Origin of the sequence: Nostoc sp. (genome assembly GCF_036917975.1) — a bacterium.
Lineage (GTDB): Bacteria > Cyanobacteriota > Cyanobacteriia > Cyanobacteriales > Nostocaceae > Nostoc.
Genome location: NZ_JBALEJ010000004.1, coordinates 243,559 through 257,619, shown reverse-complemented (window position 1 = coordinate 257,619; position 14,061 = coordinate 243,559). Strand labels below are relative to the sequence as shown.

Annotated in this window: 9 protein-coding genes; 5 read left to right on the top strand and 4 right to left on the bottom strand. The window is 43.3% G+C overall.

Translation table 11 applies throughout. The features are described 5' to 3' along the window. Positions 1-118: 118 nt before the first annotated feature. On the bottom strand, positions 119-715 hold the full coding sequence (locus tag V7K76_RS01895) for a TetR/AcrR family transcriptional regulator (RefSeq protein ID WP_334952182.1): 597 nt from the start codon (positions 713-715) through the stop codon (positions 119-121). Positions 716-1,303: 588 nt separating this feature from the next. On the opposite strand from V7K76_RS01895, the gene V7K76_RS01890 reads away from it, so the two are divergent. After that, a complete protein-coding gene (locus V7K76_RS01890; protein WP_334952184.1) occupies positions 1,304-2,893 on the top strand; it encodes a DHA2 family efflux MFS transporter permease subunit in 1,590 nt (529 codons plus the stop codon). Between the two features lie 383 nt (positions 2,894-3,276). Here V7K76_RS01890 and glgP read toward each other — a convergent pair whose 3' ends face one another. From glgP to V7K76_RS01875, 3 genes are all read right to left on the bottom strand, one after another. After that, positions 3,277-5,841: an alpha-glucan family phosphorylase gene (gene glgP / locus V7K76_RS01885; RefSeq protein ID WP_334952186.1), complete on the bottom strand. Its 2,565-nt coding sequence runs from the start codon at positions 5,839-5,841 to the stop codon at positions 3,277-3,279. A gap of 154 nt (positions 5,842-5,995) precedes the next feature. Then, on the bottom strand, positions 5,996-7,174 hold the full coding sequence (locus V7K76_RS01880; protein ID WP_334952188.1) for an RNA-guided endonuclease InsQ/TnpB family protein: 1,179 nt from the start codon (positions 7,172-7,174) through the stop codon (positions 5,996-5,998). A gap of 560 nt (positions 7,175-7,734) precedes the next feature. After that, positions 7,735-8,058, bottom strand: a complete 324-nt coding sequence (locus tag V7K76_RS01875) for a hypothetical protein (protein WP_179066084.1) — start codon at positions 8,056-8,058, stop codon at positions 7,735-7,737. A gap of 574 nt (positions 8,059-8,632) precedes the next feature. On the opposite strand from V7K76_RS01875, the gene V7K76_RS01870 reads away from it, so the two are divergent. From V7K76_RS01870 to V7K76_RS01855, 4 genes are all read left to right on the top strand, one after another. Beyond that, entirely contained in the window at positions 8,633-8,761 is a 129-nt protein-coding gene (locus V7K76_RS01870) for a hypothetical protein (protein ID WP_256091202.1), read from the top strand. Between the two features lie 662 nt (positions 8,762-9,423). Beyond that, positions 9,424-10,125 carry an acyltransferase gene (locus V7K76_RS01865; RefSeq protein WP_334952191.1) on the top strand — a complete coding sequence of 234 codons (702 nt, stop codon included), beginning with the start codon at positions 9,424-9,426 and terminating at the stop codon, positions 10,123-10,125. 590 nt (positions 10,126-10,715) lie between these two features. Continuing rightward, the gene (locus V7K76_RS01860) at positions 10,716-10,832 is read left to right on the top strand and encodes a photosystem II reaction center protein I (RefSeq protein ID WP_041566417.1); all 117 of its coding nucleotides are present in this window, start codon (positions 10,716-10,718) and stop codon (positions 10,830-10,832) included. A gap of 136 nt (positions 10,833-10,968) precedes the next feature. Beyond that, on the top strand, positions 10,969-13,932 hold the full coding sequence (locus V7K76_RS01855; RefSeq protein WP_334779319.1) for a DUF3769 domain-containing protein: 2,964 nt from the start codon (positions 10,969-10,971) through the stop codon (positions 13,930-13,932). Positions 13,933-14,061: the final 129 nt, after the last annotated feature.

Here is a 14,061-nt window from a genome sequence, read left to right as displayed (position 1 = left end):
TGGGGACTGGGGACTGGGGACTGGGGACTGGGGACTGGGGACTGGGGACTGGGGACTGGGGACTGGGGACTGGGGACTGGGGACTGGGGACTGGGGACTGAGATTTAGAATTCTTTCCCTACTCCCTACTCCCTACTCCCTTTATAAGAAGATTCATGGTGCGGCGCATATACGCTTCTACTGGCTCGGTGATGGGTTTAAAAATAAGTGCATAGTACAGTGACCCACTTAAAAGGTCGATAATTAGCTCAATGTCCGCATCCTTGTGAATTTCACTTCTAGACTTGGCACGCTTAAGTACTTTAGACAAGGCTTCACGTCGGAGTTTTGTATATTTTGTCCAATAGACCTCGGCAAACTGAGGATTGGTAGACGCTGTACTAATAATCAGGGCGAGTGTCTGACGACCAAGGGGACTATCTATTTTTTTAGCGGCATTATTAATCAAGATATCCATGTCTCCCCAAAAGCTGCCAGTATCGGGGATCGCTACATCATCTCTGAGACTTTCGATCGCGTCTGCAACTAATTCTTCTTTGGAAGTGTAACGCCGATAGATGGTTGTTTTACCAACTCCAGCACGAGAAGCGATCGCTTCTATACTCATACTTTCATACCCTACCTCTGCAAGTAAATCCAAAGTTGCTTGCAGAATCGCCTGATCAGCGTGGATGCTGCGTGGGCGTCCAGAGGTGCTGTTAATTTGCTTACTCATAAAAATATCATCCCCAAGCAATATCTTTTTGGCTATTTACTCCACTGTTGGGCATAGAACATAGCTTCTGGGAAACAAATAAGCCTGACAACCCAATTCTTATGCACGAAAACAGCAGCAATGACCATCCATCTTTAGCATAGGTATTTCTGCCGCTTTTCAGGAAGAACTCTCTTGACCATTTCTATATGATACGCTACCGTAGCGTATGTATACAAAATTTAATTTTAGCTTTGGCATCAGCGTAGGCTAACCAAGGCATGGTTTGACCCACCGAATTTTAGATTTTGGATTTTGGATTTTGGATTGTTTTTGGTACAAGCCCCGTCCTTGTGCGCGGAATAAATCTCAAAGACGCTCCTACGTCGCTAACGCTATCGTCAATCCAAAATCCGACGCTCTCTACGAGACGCTAAAAGCGTAGCTTGCTTCCCTGTAAGGGTACGCGGACTCGCTCTAAGCGAAGCCATGCCGAAGGCTTTACGCTGCGCTATCAAGCTGCATCCCTTGTGGGTGCAGTCAATCTAAAATCTAAAATCTAAAATCCAAAATCGTTTGACATCTCCCAGATATTATTTGTGCTAAATAATGGCTACCAACATTAAAGGTTCTAGTATTGACCAATTTGGTTATGTCCACGGGCCATTGAAGTGGGCGATCGCATTTACGGCTTCCCTTGGTGCAATATTAGAAGTAATTGATACTAGTATTGTCAACGTAGCTCTGACTGATATCCAAGCAACTTTGGGTGCAACTGTCAGTGAAGTGGGTTGGGTAGTTAGCGGATATGCGATCGCTAACGTCGTCTTAATTCCCTTATCTGCATGGTTGGGAGATTACTTTGGGCGTAAAACCTACTTTATCTTCTCGCTGATTGGTTTTACGATTTCCTCTATTTTATGTGGGTTGTCCTTCAATCTACCGATGTTGATCGCGGCTCGAATTCTCCAAGGTTTATGCGGTGGCGGATTGCTAGCGAAAGCCCAGGCGATTTTGTTCGAGACTTTTCCCCCAGCTGAACAAGGTTTGGCCCAAGCAGTTTTTGGCGTGGGTGTGATTGCTGGCCCGGCAATTGGCCCAACTTTAGGAGGATTCTTAGTAGATGGTTTAGGCTGGCGCTGGATTTTCTTTGTTAACATTCCCTTTGGGATCATTGCAGTCCTGATGTCTTTGGCGTTTTTACCAAAGAATAAAGACAAGAACGATACCCAAAATCAAGCTGTTGATTGGTGGGGAATTGGGTTTTTAATCGTAGCTGTGGGTAGCATACAAACTGTATTAGAAGAAGGCGAAACAGACGACTGGTTTTCCTCTAGTTTCATCGTCTCTCTGACTATCCTTGGGATTATCGGCTTGGGGTTGTTTATTTGGCGAGAACTGAAAACAGATCACCCGGCTGTGGATTTGAGAGTTTTGCGTCACCGTTCTTTAGCTGCGGGAAGCGTTCTCTCATCAGTGGTGGGTATGGGGCTTTATGGCGCACTCTTTGCTGTACCGATCTTTGCTCAGAGCGTGCTGCAATTTACGGCAACACAAACAGGACTATTGTTAGCACCTGGGGCTTTAGCGTCTGCAATCGGGATGATTTTATTAGGCAAACTGACTAGTATAGTTGATGCCCGATTCTTAATTGCGATCGGTGCTGTCGGCTCATCTGGAGTCATGTTTCAATTGGCAGCAATTACCCCACAAAGCGGGACAGACGATTTATTTTGGCCATTGGTATGGCGCGGAGCTTTTACTGTATTTATGTTTCTCCCTTTGAGTTTGGCAGTTTTAGGCCCACTGCCCAAAAAAGATATTTCTGCTGGTTCTGGTTTCTACAACCTGACTCGACAACTAGGTGGCAGTATTGGTATTGCTCTACTTACTACTCTGCTTGACCGCAGACAGACTTTTCATCGAGATATCCTGTTAGGAAAACTTAGCCCTTATGACCCAGAAACCAATCAACGTCTCGACTTGCTCAATGGGGCACTTCAAGGACAAGGTATGGATGCAGTAACAGCGCAACAACAAGCACTCGCTTTATTAAGTCAAACAGTAGATACCCAAGCTGCTGTTTTATCTTACGCAGATTGCTTTCGAGTCGTAGGCATAGGATTCCTTTGCTCATTACCCCTATTATTATTCCTGGGTAAAGGCGGTGCAGGAGTAAAAGCGCCAGTCGGTCACTAAGATGAAGAGTGCTGAGTGCTGAGTGCTGAGTGCTGAGTTGAAAGACCGCCCACCCTTCGGCAAGCTCAGGACTTCGTTTGGGGCGGGGCAAATATCATTGGTGTTAACTTAAGCTGGAAATAGCTTATCTATTGGCTTCCATGCCCGCCCGGAAATAAATTTCTTTGGCTTTTAGCTAAAGTCTACTTCAGTAGACTGGAAATTTTTGGCGATATTTAGTCATCTTCAGATGACTTTAGCTATTATACGGGAATTTCAATTCCCGGCGGACAAGCGGTTTCGCGTTAAGTTAACACCAATGGACTGTATCACACAATAAAAGGCGTTGCTAAACTTCAATCAGCAACGCCTTTTGTTGAGTATTCAAAAACTACTCAGCACTCTTATTGTGCCCAAGCAATCAACCTTGGTTCATAAGGATTAGCCAGATTTTTATTTTTCGGCAATACACGCAAAGACAAGCCTTGCAAACCAGAAGCGGTATAAGTGATATTACCTGTGTAAATACTCAATTGCTGTGCATCTTCACCTTGGTAATCCATCACCACCGGCACAGCGTTGACAATCTCACCATTGGCATCGATCGCACCTTGATATAGCTCCACTTGCACATCATTATTGCTCAAAGTTGCTAAGTCAACCTTGGCTTTAACAGCAACGGTTTGGTTAACTTCAATGTCTGAAACTGCCGATATGTCAACATCTTTAATTCTGATGTTGAACCAGTGTTCGCCCAGTTTTTCTTTCCAAGCAGCTAGTTCTTTCGCTGGGGCATAGTTATCAACAGTCAGGGTATGATAGCGATCGCTAGCCGGAAAATAAGCTCGCTGTGCATATTCTCCTACCATCCGCGCTGTATTAAAGAATGGACAATTCAACCGAATTGCATCCTTCATTTTGGCAACCCACGGACGGGGTAAGCCATCAGTATCGCGATGGTCATAAAATAGCGGTACAACTTCCTTTTCTAACAACTCGTAGAGAGCGTTAGCTTCTACTTCATCTTGGTAGTTGGGATCGTCATAATTCTCTCCATGTCCAATCGCCCAACCTGTGCGGACGTAATCAGCTTCATCCCACCAGCCATCTAGTACACTTAAATTCGGCAATCCATTCATTGCCGCTTTCATGCCACTAGTACCAGAGGCCTCGCGTGGACGACGCGGTGTATTTAACCAGATATCACAACCCGCAACCATCAACCGAGAGATGTAAATGTCGTAATTGGGAACAAACACTACCTGTTTTTCTAAATGCTGTTCGCGGATAAAGTGATTGATGTCGCGGATCAGTTCTTTACCTGGTATATCTTTGGGATGTGCCTTGCCAGCGATGACAAATTGCACTTTCCGGTCTTTGTTAGCCAGCAGAAGCCGCTTAATCCGATCTAAATCACGCATCCAGAGGGTGGCGCGTTTGTAGGTGGCAAAGCGACGGGCAAAGCCAATGGTGAAAGCGTAAGGATCTAAAACTTCTTGTGCCTGGAAAATTTCGGAGGCAGAAGCGCCGCGATCGCGCAGATGTTTGACCAAATGCTCTCGCACAAACAAAATCATATCTAAGCGACAGCGTTCGTGATTGCGCCACAATTCCTCATCGGGTATGGCTTCCATCCGCTCCCACAATGGGCTATCTGGCGGTGCTGATGACCAGTTTGGCCCCAGGTAGCGATCGTACAACTCTTGAGTTGGTTTCGCCACACAACTCCGAGCATGGACACCGTTGGTAATTGCGGCGATCGGCACTTCCTCTACTGGCACTTTCTGCCATAATCCCTGGAACATTTGCCGCGAAACTACACCATGCAACTGTGCGACACCGTTAGAAAATGTTGCCATTTTCAGCGCCAGCACCGCCATACTGAAAGGCCCAGATAAATCGCCTGTATTCTCGCGCCCCAGTCCTAAAAGTTGCTCTTTGGGCAACCCAAATATCTCTGCATAGTACCCCAGGTAGTACAAAATTTTGTCGGGGGCGAACAAGTCAATTCCGGCTGGTACTGGCGTGTGGGTGGTAAAAATATTACTGGAAGCCACCACCTGTTTAGCTTGGGCATAATTCAGTCCTTCTTCCTGAATCAGCAAGCGGATGCGTTCTAGGGCAGAGAAGGCGGCGTGACCTTCATTCATGTGGTAGACGGTGACTTTCAGCCCCAAAGCTTTGAGCATTTGCACACCACCGATCCCCAGCATGATTTCCTGGTGGATACGCATATCGATGTCGCCACCATACAGCTGATCTGTAATGTCGTGGTCGTAAGTATTATTGGGTTCAATGTTGGTGTCCATCAAATACAGGGGAACCGTTCCTACCTGCACGCGCCAAACTCTGGCATACACCTTGCGTCCAGGATAATCTACCGCAATCCGCAGTTCTGAACCATCGGCATTGCGCTCTAGATGCAAGGGCATGTTGTAGAAATCGTTGTTCAGGTAGCGCTCTTGCTGCCAGCCATCGGCATTGAGATACTGGGCAAAATAGCCTTGCTGATACAGTAAACCTACACCGACAAGTGGTAATCCCAGGTCACTGGCAGATTTGAGGTGATCCCCCGCCAGAACGCCCAAGCCCCCAGAATAGACCGGCAAACAATCTACCAGTCCAAATTCCGCCGAAAAATAGGCGTAGCATTCTTTTGGTTTGTCTTCGCGTTGTTTCTGATACCAGGTGCGCTCTTGCAAATAATCTTCTAACTGACGGTCAGCGCGATCCATTTGCGCTATAAAGCCTTCATCTTCGACAACTTCCAGAAGCCGCGATTGAGCGATCGTACCCAGCATTAACACTGGATTATGATGGCTAGACTCCCATAGGTCAGAGTCTAAGCGACGAAATAAATCTTTAGTATCAACGTTCCAATCCCAGTGCAAGTTATATGCTAGCCGCCGTAGTGGTTCAAGTCGTGGCGGTAGTGAAGGGGATACATTAAATGTGCGAATTGGCTGCATAGGTTGGCAAAACTCCAAGTTTAGCTATGGTTATTGTTTACTGCTCCAAAAAACTTACCTAAACCTAATTAAACTTAGTTAACTGGGATTAGTGTTTTCTTCCTGCTTCAACCAAGGTAGTCGGCTACTTCTTGTCCACAGGCGTAACTTCAGGTCAAGCCAACCTTACTACTTGAGGGGGTGCATTTTTCAGATTAATTGAGGCATTTTCATCTCTGTCTAAAGTATGATTGCACTTCGAGCAACAAAACACTCTGTCTGATAGCTTCATTGCCTGAACATGACCACACTGAGAACACATCTTAGAAGAAGGAAACCACCTATCAACTATCTCGACTTTCGTGCCATAATGTGCTTGCTTATAAATTAATTGGCGACGCACTTCATAGAAGCAATTATCGCTCACTGCACTAGCAAGTTTGTGATTGGCAATCATCCCAGAGACGTTTAAATCTTCAATTCGGATACAATAAACTCGACGACTCAAATCAGTTGTCATTTTCTGAATTGTGTCCCGGCGAATATTGCTTATTCGAGCCGAGTTTCTCGCCAATTCAATGTAGTATTTTCTGGCATTTTTAGATGCCATTATCCCTAACTTCTTGTTTCCTAAGACTTTGTGACGATTGTGCCATTGCAACTTACTGAGCTTGGTTTTCGCTCTTTTGGTACAATTTGGCATGGTATAACAAGTTCCATCAGAAACAGTGGCTAAACACTTGATTCCTAGATCCACTCCTACTTTTTCAATTGGATGATAAATAGGTGGAATCTTGCCGGCATCTATAGCGAAAGATACAAACCATCTATCAGCGGTGCGAGAAACGGTAAATGTTTGAGAACTGCAAATAAAATCAATTTTTTCCTTGAGTCTAAATGTTTTTAGCCCTGGAAGTTTAATGATTTTACCTGCATCAATCACGACTCTATTGGTAAAAGCTAAGGCTGGTTGACCAATTTCAGGATAAACACCAGATGTTTTATAAACTGTGAATGAGTCACCTTTCTTTTTAGATTTATTTTTGGGGAATGAGGCTATTCCTTGTCTCCATCGATTGAAAGCTTTTTTCAAGTCTATGAAAGCTGATTGATATACTGTGGATGGGTATTTTCTCATCCAGGCATATTCGGTTTTTTTCATTGTGACTTGAGTAAATACTTTTTTGATGGCATCTAGTCGTTTAGAGTCACCAACTTGAATATCTTCACAACTCCAGGTGGCTGTGATTAAGTTCAGCCCATAGTTGTAGACAAATCGCTTAAACCCTGCTATGCCACGCATCAAAGAGGTTTCTTTGTTGTTTAGTTTTAACTCTCTTTTGATGGCAAACATTTTTCAAATGTATGTATAAATTGCTCAAACTGCGGAACCATGAACAAGTTTAGCAAAGAATTTGGCTATTTAATTTATCTCTTTTTACCAATGTTGCCAATTTTTCATACTGTATTTTGTGAAAAAGCGATGACTTTGTTAAACATTGAGAATTCTTTTTAACCTCGTTGCTAAAGTTTACACCAAGGTGTTTCTAATTCTATGCCTTACTTTCAGCCATGTACTTGGTATATTAAGATTTAACCATTTACTGGCATGTATCAATTAAAAAAAATCTAGTTCTAAGTAAATAATTTATATTTATTTTATTATTGCTTCCGGGGATCAATTCTAGGGTCTTGGCTGAAGGTAAAAATTTCCCATAGCGGTGTCCAGGAAAGTTAAATTTTTAATTATTTCTTAATAAAATTGTGCTGGCAAAGAAGTGGGAGCTAAAGGCTATAAATAAATAAGAATCGGATGAAAACCTTACCAAGCAGCTAACCAGGAAAAGCGAACGCTAACTACTTGGTATTAAGTTTTGATACTAAACCAGGAAAATAACTTAGCGACGTGTTACTTTAAGCACCTAATGAAGGCTGATCTTTAGTATTTTTTGTCATCGTCAAAGCTACAGCTGCTGCATAAGCGAGTTCTGCTGCCATTTGATAAGCAAGTTTGATACTCGATGAAGCGTCTTTGGCTTTAGGAGAGAGAGAAGCTTTTTTTCGGCGCGACTCAAGTTTTACATCACCTGCTGCGATCGCTCGTTGTAAAATGATCCAGGCATCTAGGTCTTCTGAGTCATAATTACCTTGAAGCTGCGATCGCAGTTGATCTTCGGCTACAACACTCAAATAGCCGATAGTTAGAGCTTCTTGTACAATTTCTTTAATTAAAGCCATAATTTGAACCACATGTGTGAGTTAAAACCGATACCTCAACTTGGGAATTTTGATGTTTTTTTGGGGATTTATCCTCAAAACTAAGCTACGTTTTAGCTTTCTTTCAATAGAATTTATAATAAGTAATGTCAAGTACGCATCACCCGCTTGGCTCACCCGAATGGGTGATTTACAAATTTTTAGATATAAGTATATGGAGAAAAAGAAGATTGTGAACGTCACAAGTATAGTAGATATCATTCTGAGTTTAACACCCAATCATAAAATTACTTGGACAAGCAAATGTAGAAATATGGACAGAAATTCTAAGTAACCCTTGACAGCATTTGTCAACTCTCTCTTCTCAATGGATTTTATCTAAGTGTATAAAAATATTCCAGAGTAGTAATCGTTCAAGTAAAAAAAATAACTAATTTCCCGAATTTTCATCAACAAGCAACTTGAAAATCAACTTATTTCTTGAGAGTGTTCCACTCAAAATAAAATGTGTTATTGTTAAAAACAATTGTTATTAAAAATCATTCATGTAATTACCAACATGAATTGGTTAGTCTGTAAATCATCCGTGTGCAACATGATTGGAGCAGCATACTCTAGAAATTCGTTGCAAGAAAGCCGTCATAGCAGTCGGGGAAGCGCTTACTTGTTTGCACCGATGGTTAACTTCAATGTGATGGCTGATGTGGGAGATAATCCACCCTAATTGGATTTTATTTGGGCAAAATACCCATAAAATCCAACAATAATTACATTGTCATGCTAGGCAGAAATTTTATCTAAACTTTGAATATAGTCTAGTTAAATGTATTTTTTGTTGCAAAATAGCTTTTGAAACTGAGTTGTTTCAAAAGACTAAAACCGCTTGAGAGGAAATAGCCTCAAGATAGACAACACTATCCCTATTTGCTTCAGTAGTACTGTTAGTGGTAGCAAGCTTTTCAAATTTGACCGAGAACCAAAACAGTAGCCTATCTAAACCAGCAAATTTTCCCATCAGACAATTTAGGAATCTAAGTTTTGACTTGGCAATGCACTGAAATTGCTTTGTTAATTGATTTTGTGACAAAGAAGCCAAAGTTTTACGTACATATAGTACAAAAACTTCTAGCGACTTAACGCAATTGTGCATATTACTTGAGTAATTCTACACACTTAACCTCAAAAATTGCTCACCTAGTCAAAGCTAGACTCTGGTTTTTCAAATGTTGGAGAACCACCTAAAAATCTTGGGAAATTTTTGTGATACTGCTACCTTAGCTCATGTATTAATACACACAGAGCTTATTGGTATTGGCAGAAAATTAGGATACAGCCAAAACAACTTTAAACACTGTCAACAACAATTGATTAAAGAGATATGTAGCCATGCAGAACGAGCAAAATTTTTCAAAATTGCAGCGCGCGCAAGAACTTTTAGTAACAACTGTGTTAGGAGATATTCCAACACTTATTCTGGGGCCAAAGTTGCGTAATTTGGGGTATCGCAGTATTTTTGCCCAGATAGGCAACTCAGTGTATATTCAAAATGGTGTTGAATTTAACGGTACCTCTTGTATTGAGATCGGCAGTGGAGTCTATATTTTCAAGGGTGTGCGGATAGATGCTAGAGGGCACAAAAATAATAGAATTCATCTAGGAAATAGAGTCGCTATTGAGCGTAACGTTGATATCGGCTCTTTGGAAGATACATGTATACAAATTGATGAAGATACCTTCATTGCTCCTAATGTGTCTATTGAAGGGCCAGGAAATATTAAAATTGGTAAACACTGCTTGATTGCTGCCCATTCAGGGATATATGCCAATAATCATAATTTTGCCGATCCGATAGAGCCGATTAAATACCAAGGTGTTACTCGCAAGGGAATCGTGATTGAGGATGATTGTTGGCTAGGACATGGAGTAACAGTGTTAGATGGCGTTACTATCGGCAAAGGCAGTGTTATTGGTGCGGGAGCAGTTGTTAATAGAGATATTCCTCCTTTCTCTGTTGCTGTAGGCATACCTGCACGAGTAATTAAAAACCGAATTGGCAAAGATATAGCAAAAGTTCAAGCTGAGAAATAGGGCATGGGGCATTGGGCATTGGGCATTGGGCATTGGGCATTGGGCATTGGGCATTGAAAAGATGCAGAGGGGCAGGGTGCGGGAGGCGGAGGGGAGAATTCTTCTCCCTGCTCCCTTGCTTCTTCCCCACTCAGCACTCAGCACTCAGCACTCCTGAAGGGCATTGGGGGATAGTAATTACTTCCTGTAACCTGTAACCTGCGACCTCTACCCTTTTTTTTGGGAAACCTTTGCCATCAGTCAACGTCAGAAGAGTCAATAGTCCTCTGAATTATTTCTTAGGGTCATCTAAAAGTCAGACAACTGATATCTTGCACTATTCTCAATAAGCGTAGGATACGATAGACTCTGCTAGTACCCAATCCCTAGTCCCCAATCCCCAGTCCCCAGTCCCCAGTCCCCAGTCCCCAGTCCCCAGTCCCCAGTCCCCAGTCCCCAGTCCCCAGTCCCCAGTCCCCAATCCCCAGTCCCCAGTCCCCAGAGTCCTCTAAAAAAGGGACGAGATTTGGGTAATATAAAGTAGCTATCTTTTCTGCATGGCAGATCCTAAAAGAAAAGCTCTCTTTGTTTTACCCATTGGAGATATTTCTATGCTGACTTTAAAAATCGCTGTTTATATTGTTGTTGCCTTCTTCGTAACTATCTTCATCTTCGGATTTTTGTCGAACGATCCCGCTCGTAACCCCGGCCGTCGGGACTTAGAGTAAAAGGGCGATAAATCATCCGCGACTTTGGAAGGCGGAAAATACTAAACGCCACGGAAACTTACTAAGGGAAAATTAGTAAGTTTCTTCCTCCAGGTAGCTTGCTGTAGGTAGCAGAAGGCGACAGTCGGAAGGCAGAATGTATAGTTTATCCTTCCGTCCGACATTTGGCTGTTTGTTAGCCCGATTTTGCTCACTTATGCTTCATCCAGTTTTGCCACCCGATCCGCCTCCTATCCTCGAATCTTTACAACCTGTAAATTCCGACTTATCTGCTAGTCATACAAAATTTCTTTCAGGTGTAGATGCTGGAATACACGAAAAAATAGATAAATCCAAGCAGCCCAAGGTTTTGGCTCAGTTGGCAATAGCAGGTAATGCCAAGGGTGATCCTTTATTGCCAATTCCGATCAACTCAACTCAGGATGACTTGGTAGTTGGCAAAACTTCCTCATCTCATTCACCAGAAACCTTACCACCAGAAAGTTCCCCATTCACTGGTTCTGGAACTGCTGGGCTTTTGGGGGAATCGCTAGTAATTGGTTATCCCACGCATGAGGTTACAACCTCTAATCGCCAAAATCAAGAAGATACAAAAACAAGTTCGAGTGGCGGCATCCAGCGATCGCAATTTCTTCTCATTTCAGCGCTGCGTAAACGAGAGATGCAAAGAGAAGCCGCTACATTGCCAAGAAAAGTTGCACTAGAGGCTTCTGAGCAAGATGCAAAAAGTGAACCTTCTCAAAAACTCGGTCAGCGATATCTAACGACAAGCCGCTTTGGGTCTACGCTAGATCCAAAGTCTACCGGTGGAGAAAAACAAACCTTTTTGGAATCTTCTAGCTTTAGCTATAAGGTATCTCAAAGCCCCTTTGTAGCCCAATCTCCGCCTTCTCTTGAAACGGCTCCAACTGTCACCAACAACAACCAGTTAGCCAAATCCAAAGCAGAAATTTTAGCTGAGAATTTAACCCAACAAGAACAGCAACGTGATATTACTGCACAACAGTCTCCAAAAATAGACAATATCTCTATATCTGCTGCTGATCTTGCACCGAGTTCTCAATCAGTACAAAATTTTATAGAATTCAAGTCTCGTAACCCGACAAACCAACTATCAAAGCCCATCACTGTAGAATTCCAGTCCCAAGTCCAGCAACCAACGCCTACACCAAAGGTAAACACCACTAATCAGCCACAAGGTAAACCATTTGGTACAACAACTGTACCAGCTACCACACTGCCAGCCGGGCCGAGAATTGTGGAAGTCACTTCAGATCGGCAAGAGTATAACGAGCAACAGCGAATTATTACAGCTGTCGGTAATGTAGTTGTGCGATTTGATGGGGCAGTGGTGGATGCTGATCGCTTACAAGTCAATTTGGACAACTTGATTGCTGCGGGAGAAGGCAATGTAACTTTAACAAGGGGCCGTCAGGTATTGCATGGACAACGCTTTACCTATAACTTTGTTCAAGATAGTGGTGAAATGGAAAATGGTAGAGGAGAAATTTACGTACCCTCAGCCCAAACAGATTTAGCATTTTTACCTACGGATGTAACTACGAGTGGAGTCCAAAAACGTACTCTAAGCGATCGCGTTACAGCCAATCAACCTCTTTCAGGTGTGAGTAGCCCTGGAGGAATTAATACGATAATTGGCGATCAGACAGATCCTAGCAACCTCTCGCCACTAAAATCAGGGGGTGTAGTCAATCGGCTCAGGTTTGAAGCTGAACACATTGACTTCTATCCGCATGGCTGGCAAGGAAGCAATGTCCGCATCACCAATGATCCTTTTTCGCCCCCAGAACTAGAATTACGCGCAGATCAAGCAACTCTGACGGAAGAGACACCCTTGGTAGAGACCATCACCACACAGCGACAGCGTTTGGTATTTGATCAAAGATTGTCCTTACCAATTCTGCTGGATCGGTGGACTATTGACCGCAACCAAAGGGACATTACACCCTTTCTAGTCTCCCCCGGCTTTGATGGAACTGATCGGGGTGGTTTCTATATTCAGCGTGGCTTTTCAGTGATTAGTACAAGCCAGACTCACTGGACGATCACGCCCCAGTTATTAGTAGAGAGAGCTGTGCAAGAAGGCACGGGTGACTTAGGCGCACTATTTGGTGTGAAGACAACGATAAATTCCGTTTTGAGTCCACGGACAACACTTCAGGGGACTGGGCAGTTAAGCAGTCTTGACTTGAGCCAGGTGGAAAACAATTTGCGGGTGGATTTAGCATTGCACCAGAAAATAGGTGATCGCCTTCCCTATATGTTGAATTTACAATATAATTACCGCGATCTTCTATACAACGGCAGCCTCGGCTTTCAAACTGTCCAGAGTAGTTTTGGCGGCATTCTTTCCTCTCCTGTAATTCCATTAGGAAAAAGTGGAATCAACCTCACCTATCAGGCAAGTGCTCAGTATATCGATGCCAATACCGATCGCCAAGACTTACTAAAACAACCGCAGGAGGCAACCGGTCTGATCTCACTAGATCGTTTACAAGGCAGTGCTTCCCTCAATCGCGGATTTTTACTGTGGCGGGGAAAACCATTACCACCCACTGCCACTGAGGGATTACGATACACTGCTAATCCTGTAGTTCCTTACTTGCAAGTGTTCACGGGCGTTACAGGTACTAGCAGTTATTACAGCAGTGGTGATAGCCAAAGCACCTTAACTGGTACTATTGGCTTACAAGGTCAAATTGGTCATTTTTCTCGGACTTTTTTAGACTATACTGCCTTTAATATCAGTTTCTCCCAAAGTTTAAATAACGGATTATCACCCTTTTTGTTTGATCGCTCTGTTGATAACAAAGTACTGAACGCTGGGATATCACAGCAAGTCTACGGCCCTTTTCGTTTAGGTTTTCAAACATCTATTAACTTGGATACTGGTGTACAAACTAGCACCGACTATATTGTGGAATATAGTCGTCGTAGCTATGGTATCACCTTACGTTACAATCCGGTGTTGCAGCTAGGCGGCTTCAGCATCAGAATTAGTGATTTTAACTGGGGTGGCGGCACTGATCCATTTTCGGAAGTTAAGCCAGTAGTGAACGGTGTAGAACAGAGTAATTAATGAAGAGTGCTGAGTACTGAGTGAAGAAGTGAGATTACTTACTCAGGACGGGCTAAACCTTAGCTATCCGCTAACGAAAATGTTTTGCCCAATCCCCATTACCCCTTATCCCCAGAGGGGGCCCCACCT